Raw genomic sequence first — 21,900 nt, 5'->3', positions numbered from 1 at the left:
TCGAGAAGGTTCGGTCATATTATTGCAACTTCGATCTAAAACGCTCATGCTAAGGCGGCGAAGGCCCTCGACGGCTTCGAACGGATTGGAGTTGTCCGTTGCGTGTGCGTCGCCAAACCACCCTGTTGATCACGCTCATCACGGCTGTCGTGAGCGCGGTCGCGCTGCCGCCCGCTTCCGCGGACGAGTGGCAGCCCAAGACGCCTCCACTCACCACCCCCTGGACCCACGAGGTGGGTCCCGACAACGCCCTCCCCGACTATCCGCGCCCCCAGCTCACGCGGAGCCGGTGGCAGAACCTCAACGGCCTCTGGCAGTTCGCCGGCGCCACCCCAGGTGAGCAGCCGCCCGTCGGCAAGGAGCTGGACGAGCGGATCCTCGTCCCCTACCCGGTGGAGTCGGCGCTCTCCGGCATCCAGCGCAGCGTCCAGCACATGTGGTACCGGCGCACGTTCACGGTGCCGCGCAACTGGCGGACGCACGGGCAGCGGCTCGTCCTGCAGTTCGGAGCCGTGGACCACAAGGCGACGGTCTACGTCAACGGCCGCCAGGTGGCCACGCACACCGGCGGCTACAACGCGTTCTCCGTGGACGTCACCGACGCGCTCAAGCCGCGCGGCGCGCAGGAGCTGATCGTCGGTGTGGACGACCCCACCGACATCGGGCACCAGGCCGTCGGCAAGCAGCGCAAGCCCGGCGACGGCATCTTCTACACGCCGGCGTCAGGGATCTGGCAGACCGTCTGGATGGAGCCGGTAGCGGCGGCGCACATCACCGATCTGACGATGACGCCCGATGTAAGCGGCGGGAAGCTCAAGCTCACCGCTCAGACGTCCGGGACGTCCGGCGCGACGGTGGAAGCGGTCGCCTACGCCGGGCACCGGCCGGTGGGGCGGGTGACCGGGGAGGCGGGCAGCGAACTGTCGCTCAAGGTGTCCCGGCCGCATCTGTGGACGCCCGACGACCCGTACCTCTACACGCTGAAGGTCCGGCTTCGCGACGGCCGCCGGGTCACCGACAACGTCGGCTCCTACTTCGGCATGCGTTCGATCAGCCTCGCCAAGGGCGAGGACGGCAAGACGCGCATGCTGCTCAACGGCAAGTTCGTCCCGCAGGTCGGCACGCTCGACCAGGGCTACTGGCCGGACGGCATCTACACGGCCCCCACCGACGAGGCCCTGAAGTTCGACCTGGCCGCGCACAAGAAGCTCGGCTTCAACATGGTGCGCAAGCACATGAAGGTCGAACCCGACCGCTGGTTCTACTGGGCGGACAAGCTCGGGCTTCTCGTGTGGCAGGACATGCCCGCCATGTTCGGCGGCCACACCCCGTCCGCCGACGACAAGAAGCAGTTCGAGGACGAGATGCACGCCATGGTGCGGCAGCATGACAGCCATCCGTCGGTCGTCATGTGGGTCCCGTTCAACGAGGGTTGGGGCGAGTACGAGCCCGGACGGATCGCCGACCTCGTCAAGAGCTGGGACCCGAGCCAGCTGGTCAATGCCAACAGCGGCGTCAACTGCTGCAATTCGCTCCCGGACAACGGCGAGGGCGACATCTACGACGACCACACCTACGTCGGTCCTGGTTCGCCGCCGATCCCGAGTGGTGAGCGGGCCTCGGTCGCCGGTGAGTACGGCGGGCTCGGCCTCAAGGTGGACGGTCACATGTTCGACCCGGCGGGCAGTTTCGCCTACGAGATGACGCCCGACTCGTCCACGCTGACGCGCCGCTACACCGAGGTACAGGACAAGGTGCGCACGCTCGTCGTCAAGTGCGGTGTGTCCGGTTCGGTCTACACGCAGATCACCGATGTGGAGAAGGAGGTCAACGGCCTCTACACCTACGACCGGCAGCAGCTGAAGATGGACGCCGCGCAGGTTCGCGAGGCAAACCGGTCGGTCATCGAAGCGGACCCGTCGTCCGACGGCGGTGACCAGCCTCCAGGCACGCCGGGACTGGACGGGGTGAGCTTCTATCCGTTCGGCGAAGGCACCGGCACGACGACCGCCGACGCGGTCGGAGACCACGACGGGACCCTCGTCAACGGGCCGCAGTGGACGACCGGACATTCTGGGTCGGGTCTCCAGTTCAACGGGTCGAACCAGTTCGTCGATACCGGCGCGGCGATCCTCGACACCACGGGCAGCTACAGCGTCTCCGCCTGGGTGAAGCTGGACCGCCTCGGGTCGTTCGCGACGGCCGTCAGCCAGGACGGTCCCACGAACAGCGCGTTCTACCTGCAGTACTCGGGAGCCGACAACCGGTTCGCGTTCAGCTTCGCGGGCGTCCGCGCGCTGGCCCCCGAAGCACCGCAGACCGGGCAGTGGTACCACCTGACCGGTGTCCGGGACGCGGCGTCCGGGACGCTGACCCTGTACGTGAACGGGCAGAAGGCCGAGGGCGCGGAGGCGTGCCTCGGTGACGCCTCCACCGGCAACACCGTGATCGGCCGGGGCAAGTTCGGCGGGAACCCGGTCGACTTCTGGCCGGGCGCGATCGACGAAGTCCGCGTCTTCGACCGCGCCCTGTCACCCGCCGAAGCCGCGCAACTCGCCGACTAGCACCGTTGACTTGCGGCGTGTTGCCCTTATACGAGCTTCCATAAGGGCAACACGCCGCAAGTCAACGTGGGGTCAGCCGGCCGTGCGGAGGCGCCGGGCGGCCTCCTCTGGGAGGACGTCGTTGATGAACGCGCCCGCCCCCGTCTCGCTCGCCGCGAGGTACTTGAGCTTGCCCTCCGCGCGGCGCGGCGTGAAGATCCGGAAGGACAGGTGCGCCAGGTCGGCGTCCTTCCCGGACGGGGCCTGCTGCAGGTGGGCGATGTAGGGCGCGGGCGCGTCGAAGAGCCGGTCGAAGCGGCGCAGGACGTCCCGGTACAACACCATCAGCTCAAACCGTTCATCGGCGTCCAGTTCGGGCAGGCCTGTGACGTGCCGGTACGGGTAGATGTGCACCTCGTACGGCCAGCGCGCCGCCTCGGGGACGAACGCCACGAAGCGGTCCGAACGGGCGACGACGCGTTCGCCGGCACGCTCGGCGGCCACGATGGCGCAGAACAGGCAGGAGCCCCGCTCCGCCCGGTGCAGGCGCGCCATGTCCAGCGCGCGCGCAGCGCTCGCCGGGACGAACGGGTAGGCGTAGATCTGCCCGTGCGGGTGGTGCAGCGTCGTCCCGATCTCCACGCCGCGGTTCTCGAAGACGAAGACGTACTCGGTGTCGGGGAGCCGGCTCAGTTCGGCGGTCCGGTCCGTCCAGGCGCGGGCGACGGTCTCCAGACGCCGGTCGGGCAGGAGCGAGAACGACGCATCGTGGTCGCTGGTGAAGCAGACGACCTCGCACCGGCCGCCGGCGGGCGGGCCGCCGAGGGACGGGAAGCGGTTCTCGAACGTGACGACGTGGTAGTCGGCGGCCGGGATCTCGCTGTGCCGCCCGCCGCCCGACGGGCAGAGCGGGCATTCGCTCTGCGCGGGCAGGTGCGTGCGGTCCTGCCGGTGCGCCGCCATCACGACCCACTCCCCCATGACCGGGTCGAGCCGCAGCTCCGATCTCGGCTTGTGCGCGGGCAGCGGACGCAGGTCGGGCGCGGTCCGGTCATGGCCGGGTCCGTCGTCGAAGTAGATGAGTTCGCGCGTGTCGGCCAGCCGGACCGACGTGCGTAGGGACCCGGTCATGCGGCCCGCTGCAGCCGGCTCAGGTAACGCTGGACGACCACGACGACCGCCAGGAACGTGCCGCTGACCACCTGCTGGTAGGCCGAGGTCAGGCTGCCGATCTGGTTGATGATGTTCTGGATGACGCCGAGGAGCAGCACGCCGGCCAGCGTCCCGGACAGTGTCCCGGCGCCGCCGGTGAGCAGCGTCCCGCCGATGACGACGGCGGCGATGACGTCCAGTTCCATGCCGGCCCCGAGGATCGTGACGCCGGACGACAGCCGGGCGGCGTTCAGCGCGCCCGCCAGTCCCGCGAGCAGCCCCGTCATCAGGTAGACCTGCATCTTCGTGCGGGCGACCGGCACACCCATGAGCCGCGCCGCGTCCTCGCTGCCGCCGACGGCGTACACGCGCTGGCCGAACCGTCCGCGCTGCAGCACCAGGCCGCCGAGGACGAAAAGGGCGAGAGTGCTGTAGACGGGATACGACAGCCCGAGAAACCGGCCCTGCCCGATCTCGGCGAACGCGTCGCTCTTCACGAGGTATGTCTCGGCCCCCTCGTTCGAGACGGCGAGCATCAGGCCCCGCGCGCCGAGCAGCCCCGCGAGCGTCACGATGAACGGCGCCATCCCGGTGCGCGCGATGATCCAGCCCTGCGCGAGGCCGATGGCCCCGCAGACCGCGAGCGGAAGGGCAAGGGCGGCGGCGAACCCGTACTGGGACGCCCACGCGGCGAGCACCCCGCCGAGCGCGAACTGCGAGCCGACCGACAGGTCGATCCCGCCGCTGATGATCACGAATGTCATGCCGACGGCGATGATCGCCAGGAAGGACGCGGTGATCGCGAGGTTGGCGAGGTTCGCGCCCGAGGCGAACCCGTCGAACACGACGGCGGCCACGCCCGCGACCAGCAGCAGCACGATCGGGGCGCCGTACTGCTGCAGCAGCCGGCCGGCCTGCTCGCCGCGCACCGCGCCGGCTGGCGGCTCCGCGCCGACGGCGCGGCTGACGGTGGTGAGCGGTGTCATCGGGTCATCCGTTCCCTGGCGGCGTAGACGGCGACGAGGATGATGGCGGCCTGCACCATCTGCGTCCAGGACGAGGGCAGGTCGTGCTTGGTCAGCGTGGACGTGAGCAGCTGCATGAGCAGCGCGCCCATCACGGTGCCCGCGACCCGGACGCGTCCGCCGGTGAGCGGCATCCCGCCGACGACCACCGCGGTGATCGCCGACAGCTCCATGAGCAGCCCGAGCGAGGTCGGGTCGGCCGCCTGGATCCGCGCGGTGGACAGCACCCCGGCGACCGCGGCGAGGACGCCCGACAGCATGTAGACGAGCAGCAGCACCCGTTTCACCGGCAGCCCGGACAGCTCCCCGGCCCGCCGGTTGCCGCCGATCGCGACCAGCTGCCGCCCGAACGTGGTGCGCCGGACGAGGAACCCGACCAGCGCGACGACCACGGCCGCCACGAGGACGACGTACGGGACGCCGAGGACGCCGTCGCTGCCGAGCGACAGCAGCGCCGGGTCGCGGAAGTCCTCCAGCTGCGGGACGAACACGTTCGCCAGGCCGCGCAGCCCGACCAGCAGCGCCAGCGTCGCCACGATCGGCTGCACCCCGACGAAGGCGACCAGCGACCCGCCCGCCAGCCCGCCGGCCGCGCCGGCGAGCAGCGCCATCAGCACCGCGGGGACGAGGCCGTACCCGAGGTAGAGCGCGATCATCGCGGCGGCCAGCGACATCACCGAGCCGACCGACAGGTCGATGCCCTCGGTGCCGATCACCAGCGCCATGCCGAGCGAGACGATCAGGACCGGCGTCACCTGGACGAGCTGGTTGCGGAAGTTGTCGACCTCCAGGAAGTGCGGCGTGAAGAAGGCGTTGAAGAGCAGGAGCACGGCCACCGCGAGGTAGACGCCGTAGTCCTGCAGCCACGCCAGCGCGCGGGCGCGGTCGATCCCCTGCCGCGGGGAGGCCGTCACCTGGGCCATCTCAGTCGCCGTCCTTTCCGGTGGCCGGCGCGGGCTCGGCGGGCGCGTCCGGCTCGGCGGCGATGGCGGCCATGACGCCCTGCTCGCTCACCTCGTCGCCGGTCAGCTCCCGGGCGACCGCGCCGTCGCGCAGGACGACGACCCGGTCGGCGCCCTCCACGAGCTCCTCCAGGTCGGAGGAGATCAGCAGGACGCCGAGACCTTCGCGGGCCAGCTCGTCGATGAGGGTCTGCACCTCGGCCTTGGCTCCGACGTCGATGCCGCGCGTCGGCTCGTCCAGCAGCAGGACCTTCGGCTCGGTGGCCAGCCACCGCGCCAGCAGCACCTTCTGCTGGTTGCCGCCGGACAGCTCGCCGACCCGCTGGTGCACCGAGGACGCCTTGATCCGCAGCCGCTTCACGAACGTGTCGGTGATCCGGTCGATGCGGGCGTCGGACACGATGCCGGCCCGCGACAGCGCGGGCAGCGCGGCGAGTGCGATGTTCTCGCGGATCGACAGCGTCGGGACGATCCCCTCGGCCTTGCGGTCCTCGGGCAGCATCGCGACGCCCGCCTTGGTGGCGCTCGCGGTGGTGGGCCGCCGCAGCGGCGTGCCCGCGACGACGACGGTGCCCTCGTCCAGCGGCAGCGCGCCGGCGATGGCCTTGGCCGTCTCGCTGCGCCCCGACCCGAGCAGCCCGCCGAGGCCCACGACCTCGCCGGGACGCACGGTGACCGACACCCCGTGCAGCTCGTGGCGGCGGGTCAGCCCGCGCGCCTCCAGGACGGGGACGTCGCCGGTCCGCTCGTGGCCGCCGGAGAACTTGGTGAGCCCCTCGGCGCGGACCTCGGCCGCGTCCCGGCCGAGCATGAGGGAGACGAGCCGGAGCCGGTCGAGGTCGGCGAGCCGGCCGGTGTGCACCATCCGGCCGTCGCGCAGGACGGTGACGCGGTCGCAGACGCGGAACAGCTCGTCCAGCCGGTGGCTGACGTAGACGACCGCGATGCCCTTGGCCTGCAGGTCGCGGATGACGCCGAAGAGGGTCTCGACCTCGCGCGGTTCGAGGGAGCTGGTCGGCTCGTCCATGACGACGACGCGGGCGTCCACCGACACGGCCCTGGCGAGCGCGACCATCTGCTGCGTCCCGACGCCGTAGGAGCGCAGCGGCCGCCGGACGTCCACCCGGACGCCGTACGGTTCGAGGAGCTCCTCGGCGCGGCGGTGCAGCGCGCGGGCGTCGATGAGGCCGAGCCGGCCCCGGGGCTCCCGGCCGAGCAGCAGGTTGCGGGCCACGCTCATCAGCGGGACGAGGCCGATCTCCTGGTGGATGGCCTGGATGCCGGCGCGCTGGGCGTCGAGCGGGCCGCCGAACGCGACGGGCTCGCCGCGCAGCCGCAGGTCCCCGGCGTCCGGGCGGTGCACGCCGGTCAGCACCTTCAGCAGCGTGGACTTGCCGGCGCCGTTCTCCCCCACCAGCGCGTGCGCCTCCCCGGCGCGCAGGCCGAAGGAGACGTCGTCGAGGGCCAGCACTCCGGGGAAGCGCTTCGCGACGCCGGCGGCCTCGATGAGCGGCGGCTCCGGCTCGGTGGACGTGGACGGTGACACGGGCTGCTCCCGGCGGGATCTCCGGTGGGCGGCGGGCGGGCCCCGGGGTTGGTGGGTTATGCGCGCCCGCCGCCCGGTCTGGAGGCGGAACGGATCAGTCGGCGGTCAGTAGGCGTACGACAGGGCCTCCTTGGCGTTGGACGAGTCGTACTCGCGGTCCTGGATGACGACCTTCTGCGGGATGGGCTCGCCGTTCAGGAACTTCTGCAGCGTCTGGAAGGCCAGCGGCCCGAACCGCGGGTTGGACTCCACGACCGCGTAGACCCAGCCGTCCACGATGCCCTGCACGGCGGCCTTGGTGCCGTCCACCGAGACGATCTTGATATCGCCGGGCTTCTTGCCGGCGCCCTTGAGCGCGGTGACCGCGCCCAGGGCCATCTCGTCGTTCTCGGCGTAGACGGCGTCGATGTCGGGGTGGCTCTGCACGAGCTGCTCGGTGACCTGCTGGCCCTTCTCCCGCGCGAACTCGGCGGTCTGCTCGAAGGTGATCTGGATGCCGGGCGCCTTGGCCTGGATCTGGTCCTTGAAGCCCTTGGTGCGCTCGGTGGTCACGTTGTTGCCGGCGGCGCCGAGCAGGATCGCCACCTTGCCCTTGCCGTCCAGCGCCTTGATCATCTGGTCGGCGGCGCGCTTGCCCTGCTCGACGAAGTCCGAGCCGATGAAGGTCACGTAGTCCTTGCACGCCGTCGCGTTGATCTGCCGGTCCACGGTGATGATCGGGATCTTCTTGGCCGCGGCCTGCTGCAGCACCGGCTCCCAGCCGTCGGAGTTGAGCGGGGCGATGACCAGCGCCTTCGCGCCCTGCGCGATGAGCTGCTGGACGTCGCTGATCTGCTTGCCGAACTGCGACTGGGCGTTGGTGGCGCGCAGCTTGGAGATCCCGAGCTTCTTCGCCTCCGCCTTGATGGACCCGGTCTCGGCGATCCGGAAGGGGTTGGCCTCCTTCTCCGACTGGGAGAACCCGACCACGGCGCTCGCGAGGTCGAACTTCTCGCCCCCGAACTTGTCGAGCGTGCAGGTCGGCCCGGCGGCGGCGGACGACTGGACGACCTGCTGCTGCCCCTGCGCGTTCTGGCCGGCGGCGGACCCCTTGTCGTCCTCGGACTTGGCGCACCCCGACGCGGCGAGCGCGACGATCGAGCACACCGCGATGACGGACTTCAGGGACGCACCGGGTCTGGGGGGCTTGACCATGATCGAGGTCCTTTCGCGAACCGGGGTGGTGCCGCCATTGAGCCACCTTCGATCAGATCCTGTCAATATCGCTCAGATAACGACACCATCCGTCCAGCCTGCGGGATCATCCGGGCAGCCGGGCACCAGGCCAGGACGGCCGTGACAGATATTGAGCGATCTTGCGAGGGGCTAGGCGTCGCCGGGCACGGCGGCGACCCAGACGTCGACCCCCGCGTTCTCGATCTCCTCAAGCTCCGACTTCGGCGCCCTGGCGTCGGTCACCAGGAACGCGATCTCGTCGGCGGGAACGGTCTGGAACATGGTGTCGACGCCCACCTTCGTGTGGTCGACCAGCGCGACCACCTCCTGGGCGGCGTGCGCCAGCGCCCGGTCGACGCCCGCGACCAGCATGTTCGGCGTGGACAGGCCGCGCTCGGCCGTCAGCCCGTTGCCGGAGATGAACGCCCGGCGGACCCGCAGGCTCGCGAGGGTCTGCTCGGCGGCACCGCCGAGCAGGGCGTGGATGGCCCCGCGCAGTGAACCGCCCGTCATCACGACCTCGACGCCGCGCGACTCGGCGAGCACCTGGGCGACGAGCAGCGAGTTCGTGACCACGGTCAGCGAGTCGAAGCCGATCAGCTCGCGGGCGAGCTCCCGGGTGGTCGTGCCCGCGCCGACCACGATCGCGTCGCCCTCTTCGACGAGCTCCGCGGCGAGCCGCGCGATCGCCGTCTTCTCCGCCGCGGCGACCTGGGCCTTCTGCTGGTAGGTGGGTTCCCGGGACAGCCCGCCCGGCGCCACCGCGCCGCCGTGCCGGCGGTCGAGCAGGCCCTCGGCCTCCAGCGCCCGGATGTCGCGGCGCACGGTCGCCTCGGACGCCTCCAGCGTGGCCGCCAGCTCGCGCATGGAGACCGCGCCGTTCGCGCGGACCATCTCCAGCAGCCGCTGCCGCCGCTCGGCCGCGAACCCCGGACGACGCGCCATGGAGACCCTTTCCGGAACGATCCGACAACGACGGCAGGCACGTCGATGATGCCAGATCCGGCGGCCGGTCACCGGCCGCGCGTCGCCGAGTCCCGGGTGAACTGGTCGAAGGTGACCGCGGCCAGGATCAGCAGGCCCTCGATCACCTGCTTGTAGGTCGCGTTCCAGCCGAGCAGGTTGAAGCCGTTGGAGACGAGGGTGAGGATCAGCGCGCCGACCAGGGACCGCCACACCGCGCCCTCCCCGCCGAGGATGCTGGTGCCGCCGATCACGACCGCGGCGATCGCGGTCAGCTCCAGCAGGGTGCCGAGGCTCGCCTGCGCGGAGCCGGCGCGGGTGGCCATGACCAGCCCGGCCGTCCCGGCGCAGGCGCCGCTGACCGCGAACACCGCGACGCGGACCGGGCCGGTCCTGATGCCCGACAGCCGGGCCGCCTCGGCGTTGCCGCCGACCGCGTACACGGCGCGGCCGAACGTCGTCCCCGCGAGCAGCAGCCAGCACCCGGCGGCCACCGCGGCGAGGACCAGCGTCGGCGCGGTGATGCCGCCGAGCACGGTCGGCAGGCTGAGCCGCTGGAACGCGTCGAGCCCGGAGACCTGCGGGTAGACGATGGCGCCGCCGGTGATGACGACCGCGAGGCCCCGGTAGACGATGCTGAGCGCCAGCGTCGCGATGAAGGAGTGCACCCGCGACAGCGCGACGGTGAGGCCGGTGACGGTGCCCATCAGCGCGCCGGTCGCGATGCCCGCCGCGTACCCGGCGGGCACCCCGGCGGATTTGGTGACCAGGACGGCGACGACCGCGCTGACGGCCAGGACGGCGCTGACCGTCAGGTCGAACACCCCGCAGACGATGCACAGCGTCATCCCGCAGGCGAGCAGCCCGACCACGACGGCCTGGTCGAGGACGTTGACCAGATTGCCGGTGGTGAGGAACGTGCTGGTCGACAGCGACAGGGCGACGACGAGCCCGGCGAGCGCCACCACGATGCCCCGGTCGCGGAGCGCGGCCGTCCTCACCGCAGGCCCGCCGACGCGAGGACGTCCGCGGCACTCGCTCCGCGCGGGAACTCGCCCGCGACGCGACCGTCCCGCATCACCAGGACCCGGTGGGCGAGGCCGAGCACCTCCTCGACCTCCGAGGACGCCATGAGCACCGCGACGCCGCGGGCGGCCAGGTCCGCGATCAGCCGGTGGATGTGGACCTTGGCGGCCACGTCGACCCCGCGCGTCGGCTCGTCCACCAGCAGGACGCGGGGCGAGCGGACGAGCCACTTGCCGAACACCGACCGCTGCTGGTTGCCGCCGGACAGCGTCCAGGCGGGACGGCCGAGGCCCGCGCCGCGGATACCGAGGGTGCCGGCCGCCTCGTCCACCGCCCGGCGCTCGGCGCCCCGCCGCACGAACCCGAACCGGCGGCGGGCGGGCAGGCTGGCCAGCGCCAGGTTCTCGGCGGTGGACCGGACGAGGACGAGGCCCTGCTCGGCGCGCGACTCGGGGACCAGCGCCGCGCCGAGCGCCATCGCCCGGGACGGGGACCGGCCGCCGGCCCGCCGCCCCATGATCGTCACCTCGCCGGCGTCGGGCCGGTCGGCGCCGAAGACCAGCCGCAGCGTCTCGGTCCGGCCGCTGCCGACGAGCCCGGCCAGGCCGACGATCTCGCCCGCCCGCACCTCCAGGCCGACGCCGCGCACCGCGCTCCCCCGCGCCAGCCCGCGCACGGCGAGCACCACCGGGGCGTCGTCCGGGACGGGCACAGGTTCCGGGTACAGCACGTCGACGGGACGTCCGACCATGGCGCGCAGCAGGTCGCGCGGCGTCAGCTCGGCGGCGGGCGCGGTGCTGACGTGCCGGCCGTCGCGCAGGACGGTGACGGTGTCGCACGCGTCCAGCACCTCCTCCAGCCGGTGCGAGATGAGCACGATCGCGAGGCCGTCGCGTTCGGCCAGGTCGCGGCAGAGGCGGAGCAGCCGGGCGGCGGCGAGCGCGGGCAGCAGCGCGGTCGGCTCGTCCAGCGCGATCAGCCGCGCGTCCCGCGCCAGCGCGCGCAGGATCTCCACCTGCTGGCGGTGCACGAGCGGCAGGTCGCCCGCGCGGGCGGCTGGATCGAGCGCGATGCCGGCGCGCCGCGCGAGGTCGGCGAAGCGGCGCCGGTCACCCGCCCGGTCGCGCAGCCCCCGCCGCCGGACGCCGAGGAACACGTTGTCGGCGACGCTGAGCGCGGGCACGATCGCGCCCTCCTGGGTGACGAGCGCGATCCCGTGCCGGAGTGCGTCGCGCGGAGAGCGGAGCACGGCCGGGACGCCGTCCACGATGATCCGCCCGGACTCGGCCGGGACGGCGCCGCACAGGATGCGGGCCAGCGTGCTCTTCCCGGCGCCGTTCTCTCCCACGAGCCCGTGCACCCGTCCCCCGCGCAGCGTGAGGGACACCTCGTGCAGGACGGTCGTCCCGCCGTAGCTTTTGCGGATCCGTTCGAGCGCGACGTCCATGGCGCCGCCGCTATTCGTCGTATTCGCCGGTGATCCCAGAGGAGGCGACCCGGTCCTTGGTGAGCAGACCCTCGTTCGGGACGAGCGACGACAGGTCGGTCGACGCGGGGACGTTCTCGCCGCGCGCCTTGGCCAGCCCCAGTTCGGCCGCCTTGGCACCCGCGGTCTTCACGGGCAGGTACGGGATGCCGTACCAGCGGCCCTCGCGGACGGCGGCGACCGCCTGCCGGGAGGCGCCGTTGCCGACGTACTTGATGTCCTTGCCCTTCGCGACCTTCTCGGCGCCGAACAGGGCCTGCGACGACCCGATGACCACGTCCACACCGGGATGGGCCTGCAGCAGGTCCTGCATGGCCTTCCGGCCCGAGTCCTTGGTGTAGCCGCCCTCGATCTGCGCGACGACCTTCACCCCGGACGCGGCCTTCAGCGTCTTCACGACCGCGCCGGTGCGCGCGTTGTCGAGCGGCAGCGTCTTCAGGCCCTCGAAGTAGGCGACCTCGCACGGGTCGTCCTTGACCTTCTCGCAGGCGCCGGCGCCGAGCTTGCCGAGCCGCTCGCCGTTGCGGGTGGGCACGTCCACCAGCGACACCGTCCCGGGGACCTGCGGGTCGGCGGTGTCGTAGCGGGTCCCGACGGGGGTGAACTCGACCACGACCGCGATGCCGTTGCGGACGGCCTCGCGCACGGCGGGAACGACGGCGGTCCCGTCGTTGGCCTGGAGGACGAACACCCCGTACCGCTTGGAGGTGATGGCGTCCTGGAGCTGGCGGACCTGGGCCTGCGCGTCGAAGTTGGAGTCGAGGAACTCCGCCTTCGCGCCCTCCTTGGCGGCCTGCTCCTGCACGCCCTCGAAGGTCGCCACGGAGAACGAGTTGGCCTTGGCGAAGCCGAAGAACGCGATGCTCTTGGCGTCGGCCTTGGAGCCGCCGTCGGACGATCCGCCGTCGTCCGGGTCGGCGCATCCGGCGAGCAGGACGAGCCCCGCCGCGAGGGTCGCCCAGTGTCTCCTGCGGGCAAGCGTCGTCATGGTTTCCGACCTACTCCCACGTAGAACCACTCGCCGCCGGGACGGTCCCGGTCCTCGGCGTCGTCGGGCCGCCACTCGTTCACCACCGTCACGCCCGGGTCGAGCAGCTCGAAGCCGTCGAAGAACCGGGAGATCGCCGCGTGGCCGCGGTGGATGAGGGGCGCGTTCGCGTCGTCGTACACCTCGCGTGCGGCCACGCCCACCTCGGGATGGGCGTCGTCGGTCAGGTGCGTGACGATCAGGAGGCTGCCCGGGGCCATGCGCTCGGCGAAGGCTCGGGCCACGCTCCACGGGTCCTCGTCGTCGGTCAGGCAGTGCAGGATGGCGACGAACAGCACGGCGACCGGCCGCGAGAAGTCGATCAGCCGGACCACGTCGGGGTGCCCCAGGATCCGGTCCGGGTTCCGGACGTCCTCCTGGACCACGGCCGTCGTGTCGTCCATGGTCCGCAGCGCGCGGGCGTGGGTCAGCACCACCGGGTCGAAGTCGACGTAGGCGACGCGCGCGTCGGGCCGCACCCGCTTGGCGACCTCGTGCACGTTGTCCTGCGTCGGCAGGCCGGTGCCCAGGTCGAGGAACTGCCCGATGCCCTGCTGCGCGGCGAGCCGGACGGCGCGTCCGAGGAAGCGCCGGTTGGCGATGCAGATGTCGCGGCTCGGCCCGAGCGCCATCATCTTCTGGGCCGCTTCCCGGTCGGCCGGGTAGTTGTCCTTGCCGCCCAGGTAGTAGTCGTACATCCGCGCCGCGTTCGGGGTGTCCACGTCGGGTTCGTACGGCGTGAAATCCTGTTCGGTCACCAATGTCCCTTTGCCCCGAGTCGACGTCGACGGTCACGTGCGCGTTGACGGCACGCGGGACATAGCGTAATGCTTTGATGATCACGGGCAAGCGGACTATGTCGGATTCAGCACGAATATTCCGTTTTTCTGCCTGACACTTATTCGAATTACGGTCAGCCCTTGCGCGCCACCGCGCCGTAGGCGTCGATCGGGACCGGGGTCATGTCGGGACGCCATTCGCTGATCGGCACCAGACCCGGCTCGACCATCTCCAGGCCCTCGAAGGCGCGGGCGAGCTGGTCGGGGCCGCGCAGGACGTAGGGGACGCCGCCGCTCTCGACGAGCTTCTCCGCGCCGTCGACGACCTCCGAGCCGGTGTCGGTGCCGTCCCACAGCACCAGGTGGCTGCCGGACGGCGTCGCGTCCATCACCCGTCCGACGATCGCGCGGAGCACGGCGAGGTCGGGCTCGTAGCCGAGCACGCCCATGAACATGACCGCGATCGGCTGGTCGAAGTCGAGCGTCTCGCGGGCGCCGGCGAGGATCCGGTCGGGCTCGTGGTAGTCGGCGTGGACGTAGGTCGTGGACCCCTCGCCGGTGGTGCTGCCCAGCAGGGCGCGGGCGTGCACCAGGACGAGCGGGTCGTTGTCGACGTACACGATCCGCGACTCGGGCGCGATGCCCTGCGCGACCTCGTGGGTGTTCTGCATCGTGGGCAGCCCGGTCCCGATGTCGATGAACTGCCGGATGCCGCATTCGCCCGCCAGGAAGCTCACCGCGCGAATGAGGAACTGCCTGGACAGCCGCGCCATCGTGACGATCTGCGGGTACACCTCGGCCACGGCGTCGCCGGCGGCGCGGTCGGCCGCGTAGTTGTCCTTGCCGCCCATCCAGTAATTCCAGATCCGCGCCGCGTGCGGAACCTCGGACTCGACGGTTGCGGGGTCGACGGTCTCGGCCATGGGGGCCCCTTCCGGTCACGGCCGCGGGCTGCCCCGCGCGATATGGACGTCGTTCCGCATAAAATAGGCCATTCTCCTGCCGTTTTGGCGATGACCGGCGAACAGCGACGAAATGTCCATCCGGCGGCCGGGCGGGTCGCGGCGCGGCGCCGGGGACGCGGCCGGGCCGCGCGACGGCGGCGTGTTCCGGTGACCGTCCGCTCGGGGGGACGCGCCCGCCGACCGAGGGTCGATAGATCGTAAACTGAGGGTCATGTCCGGCGACCGCCCCTCGTGCACCTGCGTGATCTGCAGTGACTACGGCGACCGCGACCGCCTGGACAACTTCCAGCTGCGCACCATCGTGCACATCACCCAGTACGGGTGGAGCGTCGTCCTCGTGCAGCCGGACACCGACGGGCCCGGGTGGGCGTACACGATCGGCCTGTGGCACAGCCACCGGGTGCCCGAGCTGGCGATGTTCGGCGGCGACGTGTACGAGACCGAGGAGGTCCTCAACGCGCTCGGCAAGCAGGCCGCCGAGGGGAACGCCCCGGCCGACGGCGAACGCCGCGACGGCGTCGTCCGGGGGCAGCAGGCCGCGTTCCGGGACGTCGACCCGCTCTGGTACGACGGGCTGCTCCCCGGCGCCGTCGCGTTCTACCGGCGTCCGCCGCTGCCGGTCCTCCAGGTCGTCTGGCCCAACCGGCACGGCCTGTTCCCCTGGCAGCCGGGCACCGACCTGTCGTTCCGGCACGCCCAGCCCTGGCTGTGGCTCAACCCGAAGCAGCACCCCATCGGCGTCTGGACGCGGCGCCTCTGAACTTCCAAGGCATACGATCATCGGGTGTACGGGCCGCTCGCGGAGACCATCCGTACCCAGCGCCTCGTCCTGGAGCCGCTGGCGGTCCACCACGCGGACGAGATGGCGCCCGTCCTGGACGACCCGCGCCTGCACCGCCACATCGGCGGCGAGCCCCTCACCCTGGACGAGCTGCGCGCCCGGTACGCGCACCTGGTCGCGGGCCCGGCGCCGTTCCACCAGGAGGGCTGGCTGAACTGGATCGTCCGCCGCGTCCGGGACGGACAGGCCGTCGGCTACGTGCAGGCGACGGTCACGCCCGCGGCCCCCGGCTTCACCGTGGGCCCCGCGTCCGCCGGGTCGACGGTCACGCCGGGGCCGCCGCGGCACACCGCCTCCGTCGCCTGGGTCATCGGCATGCCTTACCAGGGGTTCGGCTTCGCCACCGAGGCCGCCCGCGCCCTGCTGGACTGGCTCCGCGCGCACGGGATCGGGACCGTCGTCGCGACGATCCACCCGGACAACCGCGCGTCCGCCGCCGTCGCCGCCAAGACCGGCCTGCGCCCCACCGGCGAGACCAGCGACGACGAGATCGTCTGGCGCCCGCCGCCGCCGTGACACTCCTGTGGCGGGCCGTGGCGCGCACCAGGCCCGGCGGTAGGCGACAATCTACGGGCAGGGGAATCGGCCGGGAGGGGAGAGCATGCGGGAGGTGTGGCCCGGGGATCCCTATCCGCTGGGCGCCACCTGGGACGGCACGGGCACGAACTTCGCGCTGTTCTCCGAGGTGGCCAGGCGGGTCGAGCTGTGCCTGTTCGACGCCGACGGGACCGAGACCCGGCGGGACCTGCCGGAGGTCGACGGGTTCGTCTGGCACGGCTACCTGCCCGGCGTCGGCCCCGGCCAACGCTACGGGTACCGGGTGCACGGGCCGTTCAGCCCGCGCGACGGGCACCGCTGCAACCCGTCCAAGCTGCTGCTCGACCCGTACGGCAAGGCCGTGGAGGGCGACGTCCGCTGGCACGAGTCGCTGTTCTCCTACCGGTTCGACGACCCCGACGCGCTGAACGAGGACGACAGCGCCGCCTACATGCCGAAGAACGTCGTCATCAATCCGTTCTTCGACTGGGCCGACGACCGGCCGCCGCGCGTCCCGTACCACGAGAGCGTCATCTACGAGGCGCACGTGAAGGGCCTGACGAAGCTGCACCCCGGCATCCCGGAGGAGCAGCGCGGCACGTACGCGGGCCTCGCGCACCCGGTGATGATCGACCATCTGCTCGACCTCGGCGTGACGGCCGTCGAGCTGATGCCGGTGCACCAGTCGATCCCCGAGCACGCGCTGGTGGCACGCGGGCTCGACAACTACTGGGGCTACAACACGATCGGGTTCTTCGCGCCGCACAACTCCTACAGCTCGTCCGGGCAGTACGGGGAGCAGGTGCTGGAGTTCAAGGCGATGGTCCGCGCCCTGCACGAGGCGGGCATCGAGGTCATCCTGGACGTCGTCTACAACCACACCGCCGAGGGCGACCACCTGGGCCCGACGCTGTCGTTCCGGGGCATCGACAACTGCTCGTACTACCGGCTGCGCGACGACGACAAGCGCTACCACCTCGACTACACCGGCTGCGGGAACTCGCTGAACGTCCGCAACCCGCACGCGCTGCAGCTCATCATGGACTCGCTGCGCTACTGGATCCTGGAGATGCACGTCGACGGGTTCCGCTTCGACCTCGCGTCCGCGCTGGCCCGCGAACTGCACGACGTCGACCGGCTCGCCGCGTTCTTCGACCTCGTCCAGCAGGACCCGGTCGTCTCCCAGGTGAAGCTCATCGCCGAGCCGTGGGACGTCGGCGAGGGCGGCTACCAGGTCGGCAACTTCCCGCCGCTGTGGACGGAGTGGAACGGCAAGTACCGCGACACCGTCCGCGACTTCTGGCGCGGCTCCTACGCGACCATGCCGGAGTTCGCGTCCCGCCTCACCGGCTCCTCGGACCTGTACGAGCACAGCGCGCGGCGGCCGTTCGCGTCCATCAACTTCGTCACCTGCCACGACGGGTTCACGCTCACCGACCTCGTCTCCTACGACCACAAGCACAACGAGGCCAACGGCGAGAACAACCGGGACGGCACCGACGACAACCGCTCCTGGAACTGCGGCGTCGAAGGCCCCACCCGCGACCCCGCGATCCTCGACCTGCGCGCCCGGCAGCGCCGCAACTTCCTGGCGACCCTCTTCCTGTCCCAGGGCGTGCCGATGCTGTCCCACGGCGACGAGATGGGACGCACGCAGAAGGGCAACAACAACGCCTACTGCCAGGACAACGAGATCGCGTGGGTCCGCTGGGAGGACTCCGACGACATGGAGTTCGTCCGGATCCTGTCGCGCCTCCGTCACGACCACCCGGTGTTCCGCCGCCGCCGCTTCTTCACCGGACGCGGTACCGGCGCCGCCGCCGACATCGCCTGGCTCACCCCGGCCGGCGACAGCATGACCGACCAGGACTGGAACGTCGGGTTCGCCAAGTCCCTCGGCGTGTTCCTCAACGGCGACGCCATCACCGAACCCGACCCGCGCGGCCGCCGCGTCCGCGACGACTCCTTCCTCCTGCTCATCAACGCCGGTTCCGAACCGGTCGAGTTCACCCTCCCCGGCGCCGAGTACGGCGAACGCTGGGAGTACACCCTCGACACCGCCGACCCCGACTCGTTCGGCGACCGGCCCCGTCTCAAGGCCCGCGACACCGTCCCCCTGACCGACCGGGCCCTCCTCGTCCTGCGGCGGCTCCCCTAGGCGCGGGTCACCTGGATGGCGGTGAGGAAGACCAGGACGACCGTGGTGACCGCCACCGCGCCGTGGACGGCGACCGCGGCGGCCGGGAACGCCTGTTCCGCGCCGCGGGCGTGGCGGCCGCCGCCGCCGACGAGCCAGCGGGTGAACAGCATGAAGCCCTGCAGCACGACCACCAGCAGGGCCGCGAACGCCGCCCACGCGTAGCCGGCGTTCCCGGTGACCAGGTAGGCGACCCAGACGGCGAGGCCGCCGGCGGCCGCCAGCGGATGCCCCACCACGACCAGGATCGGAAACCGCGTCACCTTCGTCGAACGTCCCCCGTTCACGATCCAGATGACCAGCAGGTAGCCGCCCGCGACGGCGGCGAGGACCCACGCGCCCAATGCCGCGTACTCCACCCCCGCTCCCTTCTGTGCACTTGTGCTCCCCGTCCCCCGAGGGCAAGTGTCGCCGCCGGACGCTCCCGCCATGACGGATTCGTACAGATTGATGCACAGTCTGTTATCCGACCGGTCGAACGAAACGTGCAGTAGCTTGAGAGATCTATGCGGACTCTCTCTGCGGAGCCCGGCGAGGTCGACCTCGTCGAGCGGTACGCGTATCCGGCCGGGACCACCTGGATGCGGGCGAACATGGTCGCCAGCCTGGACGGCGCGGCGCAGCGCGACGAGCGCAGCGGCGGCCTCGGCAACGCCGCCGACCGGCACCTGTTCCTGCTGCTGCGCGGGCTCGCCGACGTGGTCATCGTCGGCGCGGGCACCGTGCGGGCCGAGGGCTACGGGCCGGTCAAGCCCAGCGACGGCTGGGACGGCGTGCGGGACGGGCGGACGCCCGTGCCGCCGATCGCGATCGTGTCCCGCACCCTCGACCTGGACTTCGACGCGCCGATCTTCACCGCGGCGCAGGTCCCGACGATCGTGCTGGCCACCGCGACCGCCGACCCGGTACGGCTCAAGGCCGCACGGGAGCACGCCGACGTCATCATCGCCGGGAAGGACTCGCTCGACTTCTCCGTCGCCGTCCAGGAGCTGGCCGCCCGCGGCCACAAGCGCCTCCTGTGCGAAGGCGGTCCGGGCGTCCTCGCCCAGGTGGTCGCCGCCGGCCTGCTGGACGAGTTGTGCCTCACGCTGAGCCCGACGCTGCTCGGCGGGCACGCGATGCGGATCGTGAACGGGCCACCGGTGCCCGTTCCGCCGGAGATGAAGCTCGCCCACGCGTTCCAGGACGAGGAGTTCCTCTTCCTCCGCTACACCCGCAACAGGTAGCGGACGAACAGCACGCCCTCGTCGGTGTAGAGGGACGTCGGTTCGAGCGGTACCTCGGCGTCCAGGCCGTCTAGGAGGCGGGTGTGGCGGGGGCCTCCGAGCAGCGTCGGGGCGATGCTGAGGCATAGCTCGTCCACTAGGGACGCGCGGATCAGCGCTGTCGCCAGGGTGGGGCCTCCTTCGCAAAGGAGATGCTCGTAGCCGAGGTCTTCGCGGAGGGTCTTGATAGCGGCGGGGAGGTCGACGTCGTCTTCGCCTTCTGCGACGACCTCGATGTGGCTTGGTGCCTTCTTCCGGTTGCTCTGGGACGTCACCACGATGGTGGGTGTTTCGGCCTCGGTGAACAGCGGGAGCGTCCAATCGAGGTCGAGTGAGCGGCTCACCACGATGGTGGGTGCGGGCGGTCGTTGGCGGCGCGCGCGCAGAGTGTGGCTTAGGCGGGCGGGACCAAGGCGCCCTGTGCGGACTGTCCCGGCACCTACGAGGATCGCGTCGGTCAATGCGCGCAGGGCCCGGAAGACGCGGAAGTCGGCGTCGCCGCCGAGACCGTCCGTCCAGCCTTCGGCGTCGGTGACGGAACCGTCCACGCTCATGACCATGTTGAGCCGCAGCCCGGGCAGGTCGCCGTAGGTCTCGTAGGGGTCGACGCCGGCGGCGGGCTCGGGCAGCAGACGGCGCATGACCTGCACGTTATCGGACCCCGGGATGGCGTTCTGTCGGTGCCGGGGAGCAAGATGGCGGGATGGACCTGCCGATCAGCCCGCCGCTGCCGCCGATGCTGGCCAAGGCGGTCAAGACCATGCCCAAGGGCGACCTGCTGTACGAGCCGAAGTGGGACGGCTTCCGCTGCATCGTGTTCCGCGACGGCGACGAGGTGGAGCTGTCCAGCCGCGGCAAGAAGCCGCTCACCCGCTACTTCCCCGAGGTGGTCGAGGCGGTGAAGCGCGAACTGCCCGAGCGGTGCGTGGTCGACGGCGAGATCGTGCTGCCGAAGGGGACGCGCCTCGACTTCGACGGCCTCCAGCAGCGCATCCACCCGGCCGCGTCCCGGATCAAGCTGCTGTCGGAGGAGACGCCCGCGTCGTTCATCGCGTTCGACCTGCTGGCGCTCGGCGACGAGTCGCTGCTGGAGGTGCCGCTCGGCGAACGGCGGCAGCGGCTCGTCGACACGCTGGCCGGGGTGAAGGCGCCCGTGCACGTCACGCCGGCGTCCGACTCCTACGAGCTGGCGCTGCGCTGGTTCGACGAATTCGAGGGAGCCGGGCTGGACGGCGTCATCGCCAAGCCGCGCGACACCGTGTACGAGCCCGACAAGCGCGTCCTGTTCAAGGTCAAGCACGAGCGGACCTGCGACTGCGTGGTGGCGGGCTTCCGCTGGCACAAGTCCGGCCCCATCGTGGGGTCGCTGCTGCTCGGGCTCTACAACTCCGAGGGCAAGCTCCAGCACGTCGGGGTCGCGGCCTCGTTCACGATGGAGCGCCGCGCCGAACTGGTCGAGGAGCTGCAGCCGTACCGGCTGGAGGACCTCTCGGAGCATCCATGGTCAGAGTGGGCGAACCAGACCGAGGCGACCGTCGACCGGATGCCCGGGGCCGTCTCCCGCTGGACGGGCAAGAAGGACCTCAGCTGGGTTCCGCTCCGTCCCGACCTGGTCGTGGAGGTGGCGTACGAGGCGATGGAGGGCGCCCGCTTCCGGCACACCGCCCGCTTCCGCAACTGGCGCCCCGACCGGACCCCGGAGTCCTGCACCTACGAGCAACTTGAGGTGCCCGTGGCCTATGACCTGGACGACATTTTCACCGGCTCGGCCACAAAGGCGCGCGCCGACCGCTGAGGCTGCCGCGCCTTCCCGTGCCCCTGCTGCGGCGCGCGTCCGGGGTTCGGCGGGTACTGCCGTAGACGATCTGGCGCCGACCCGGTGCCGGGGCATGTCCGGCACCGGGCTTCATCGGCGCGCCGTGCTCCGTCCGCGCGTGTCAGGTCAGGGCTGGGTCTCGTTGTCGATGGTCTGCTGGATCAGCTCCCGCTCCGTCTGCGCCGACATCTTCGCCTGCGCGTAGGGGCGCAGGTATGTCTGGTTGACGCCGGGAACACGGTCCTCGATGACGAACGTCGCCTTGGTAGAGATCTCGGCGCCCGGCGTCCGGACGGTCGGCACCGTCGTCAGCTTCTCGGCCCTGACGTGGCAGGTCGAGCTTGCGGCTCTGGCTGTCTCACCTGGTGGGTGGGTGTCAGGCTGCGTCGTCGGCAGCGTGACTCACTGCCCAGCCCGCTGCGCCGCGGGCGGCGATGTTGCGGGCTGCGTTGACGTCGGCGTGCTCAGCGAAGCCGCACGACGTGCACTTGAAGGTGGCCTGGTCGGGCCGGTTCTTCTTGTTGATGTGGCCGCACGCCGAGCACCCCTGCGAGG

General features: G+C 71.3%; 21 protein-coding genes. 6 read left to right on the top strand and 15 right to left on the bottom strand.

Annotated features, from left to right (window positions below):
- Nucleotides 1-149: 149 nt before the first annotated feature.
- Nucleotides 150-2,564, top strand: a complete 2,415-nt coding sequence (locus tag HUX53_RS22030) for a LamG-like jellyroll fold domain-containing protein (protein WP_217919745.1) — start codon at nucleotides 150-152, stop codon at nucleotides 2,562-2,564.
- A 72-nt stretch (nucleotides 2,565-2,636) separates the two neighbouring features.
- On the opposite strand, the gene galT is transcribed toward HUX53_RS22030, so the two are convergent.
- The 11 genes from galT to HUX53_RS21975 form a co-directional block, all read right to left on the bottom strand.
- Nucleotides 2,637-3,674, bottom strand: a complete 1,038-nt coding sequence (gene galT / locus HUX53_RS22025) for a galactose-1-phosphate uridylyltransferase (protein ID WP_176405114.1) — start codon at nucleotides 3,672-3,674, stop codon at nucleotides 2,637-2,639.
- Nucleotides 3,671-4,681, bottom strand: a complete 1,011-nt coding sequence (locus HUX53_RS22020; RefSeq protein ID WP_176405113.1) for an ABC transporter permease — start codon at nucleotides 4,679-4,681, stop codon at nucleotides 3,671-3,673. The genes galT and HUX53_RS22020 overlap by 4 nt, the downstream gene beginning before the upstream one ends.
- Nucleotides 4,678-5,643, bottom strand: a complete 966-nt coding sequence (locus HUX53_RS22015) for an ABC transporter permease (protein ID WP_176405112.1) — start codon at nucleotides 5,641-5,643, stop codon at nucleotides 4,678-4,680. Before HUX53_RS22015 ends, HUX53_RS22020 begins: the two co-directional genes overlap by 4 nt.
- 1 nt (nucleotide 5,644) lies before the next feature.
- On the bottom strand, nucleotides 5,645-7,228 hold the full coding sequence (locus HUX53_RS22010) for a sugar ABC transporter ATP-binding protein (protein ID WP_176405111.1): 1,584 nt from the start codon (nucleotides 7,226-7,228) through the stop codon (nucleotides 5,645-5,647).
- A gap of 105 nt (nucleotides 7,229-7,333) precedes the next feature.
- A complete protein-coding gene (locus tag HUX53_RS22005; RefSeq protein WP_176405110.1) occupies nucleotides 7,334-8,422 on the bottom strand; it encodes an ABC transporter substrate-binding protein in 1,089 nt (362 codons plus the stop codon).
- A 171-nt stretch (nucleotides 8,423-8,593) separates the two neighbouring features.
- Nucleotides 8,594-9,388, bottom strand: coding sequence for a DeoR/GlpR family DNA-binding transcription regulator (locus tag HUX53_RS22000; protein WP_176405109.1), 795 nt, complete (start codon nucleotides 9,386-9,388; stop codon nucleotides 8,594-8,596).
- Between the two features lie 68 nt (nucleotides 9,389-9,456).
- Nucleotides 9,457-10,407 (bottom strand): ABC transporter permease, encoded by a 951-nt coding sequence (locus tag HUX53_RS21995; protein ID WP_176405108.1) that lies wholly within the window; start codon nucleotides 10,405-10,407, stop codon nucleotides 9,457-9,459.
- On the bottom strand, nucleotides 10,404-11,879 hold the full coding sequence (locus HUX53_RS21990; protein ID WP_176405107.1) for a sugar ABC transporter ATP-binding protein: 1,476 nt from the start codon (nucleotides 11,877-11,879) through the stop codon (nucleotides 10,404-10,406). Before HUX53_RS21990 ends, HUX53_RS21995 begins: the two co-directional genes overlap by 4 nt.
- Nucleotides 11,880-11,889: 10 nt before the next feature.
- Complete coding sequence (locus HUX53_RS21985; protein ID WP_217919744.1) at nucleotides 11,890-12,906, bottom strand: sugar ABC transporter substrate-binding protein; 1,017 nt, start codon at nucleotides 12,904-12,906, stop codon at nucleotides 11,890-11,892.
- The gene (locus HUX53_RS21980) at nucleotides 12,903-13,703 is read right to left on the bottom strand and encodes an SAM-dependent methyltransferase (protein WP_309237363.1); all 801 of its coding nucleotides are present in this window, start codon (nucleotides 13,701-13,703) and stop codon (nucleotides 12,903-12,905) included. The genes HUX53_RS21985 and HUX53_RS21980 overlap by 4 nt, the downstream gene beginning before the upstream one ends.
- Before the next feature lie 155 nt (nucleotides 13,704-13,858).
- Nucleotides 13,859-14,647 carry an SAM-dependent methyltransferase gene (locus tag HUX53_RS21975; RefSeq protein WP_176405106.1) on the bottom strand — a complete coding sequence of 263 codons (789 nt, stop codon included), beginning with the start codon at nucleotides 14,645-14,647 and terminating at the stop codon, nucleotides 13,859-13,861.
- Between the two features lie 253 nt (nucleotides 14,648-14,900).
- Between HUX53_RS21975 and HUX53_RS21970 the strand changes: the two genes are divergently transcribed.
- From HUX53_RS21970 to glgX, 3 genes are all read left to right on the top strand, one after another.
- Complete coding sequence (locus HUX53_RS21970; protein ID WP_176405105.1) at nucleotides 14,901-15,449, top strand: DUF4262 domain-containing protein; 549 nt, start codon at nucleotides 14,901-14,903, stop codon at nucleotides 15,447-15,449.
- A gap of 24 nt (nucleotides 15,450-15,473) precedes the next feature.
- Nucleotides 15,474-16,046, top strand: a complete 573-nt coding sequence (locus HUX53_RS21965; protein WP_176405104.1) for a GNAT family N-acetyltransferase — start codon at nucleotides 15,474-15,476, stop codon at nucleotides 16,044-16,046.
- Nucleotides 16,047-16,131: 85 nt separating this feature from the next.
- On the top strand, nucleotides 16,132-18,225 hold the full coding sequence (gene glgX / locus HUX53_RS21960; RefSeq protein WP_176405103.1) for a glycogen debranching protein GlgX: 2,094 nt from the start codon (nucleotides 16,132-16,134) through the stop codon (nucleotides 18,223-18,225).
- On the opposite strand, the gene HUX53_RS21955 is transcribed toward glgX, so the two are convergent.
- Nucleotides 18,222-18,623, bottom strand: coding sequence for a hypothetical protein (locus HUX53_RS21955; RefSeq protein ID WP_176405102.1), 402 nt, complete (start codon nucleotides 18,621-18,623; stop codon nucleotides 18,222-18,224). The genes glgX and HUX53_RS21955 overlap by 4 nt on opposite strands.
- Before the next feature lie 147 nt (nucleotides 18,624-18,770).
- Between HUX53_RS21955 and HUX53_RS21950 the strand changes: the two genes are divergently transcribed.
- On the top strand, nucleotides 18,771-19,490 hold the full coding sequence (locus tag HUX53_RS21950) for a pyrimidine reductase family protein (protein ID WP_176405101.1): 720 nt from the start codon (nucleotides 18,771-18,773) through the stop codon (nucleotides 19,488-19,490).
- Here the strand turns inward: HUX53_RS21950 and HUX53_RS21945 are convergent.
- Nucleotides 19,472-20,170, bottom strand: coding sequence for a dihydrofolate reductase family protein (locus tag HUX53_RS21945; RefSeq protein WP_176405100.1), 699 nt, complete (start codon nucleotides 20,168-20,170; stop codon nucleotides 19,472-19,474). The two genes, HUX53_RS21950 and HUX53_RS21945, sit on opposite strands and share 19 nt — an antisense overlap.
- A gap of 62 nt (nucleotides 20,171-20,232) precedes the next feature.
- Here HUX53_RS21945 and HUX53_RS21940 point away from each other — a divergent pair, with 62 nt between their 5' ends.
- The gene (locus HUX53_RS21940) at nucleotides 20,233-21,324 is read left to right on the top strand and encodes an ATP-dependent DNA ligase (protein WP_176405099.1); all 1,092 of its coding nucleotides are present in this window, start codon (nucleotides 20,233-20,235) and stop codon (nucleotides 21,322-21,324) included.
- A gap of 147 nt (nucleotides 21,325-21,471) precedes the next feature.
- On the opposite strand, the gene HUX53_RS21935 is transcribed toward HUX53_RS21940, so the two are convergent.
- The gene (locus tag HUX53_RS21935; protein WP_176405098.1) at nucleotides 21,472-21,648 is read right to left on the bottom strand and encodes a hypothetical protein; all 177 of its coding nucleotides are present in this window, start codon (nucleotides 21,646-21,648) and stop codon (nucleotides 21,472-21,474) included.
- Nucleotides 21,649-21,721: 73 nt separating this feature from the next.
- A partial coding sequence (locus HUX53_RS21930; protein ID WP_176405097.1) for a zinc ribbon domain-containing protein occupies nucleotides 21,722-21,900 on the bottom strand: 179 nt, incomplete at its 5' end.

It is taken from the genome of Actinomadura sp. BRA 177 (genome assembly GCF_013372625.1).
Lineage (GTDB): Bacteria > Actinomycetota > Actinomycetes > Streptosporangiales > Streptosporangiaceae > Spirillospora.
The sequence above is the reverse complement of the archived record's forward strand: the minus strand, read 5'-3'. Positions and strand labels throughout refer to the sequence as shown.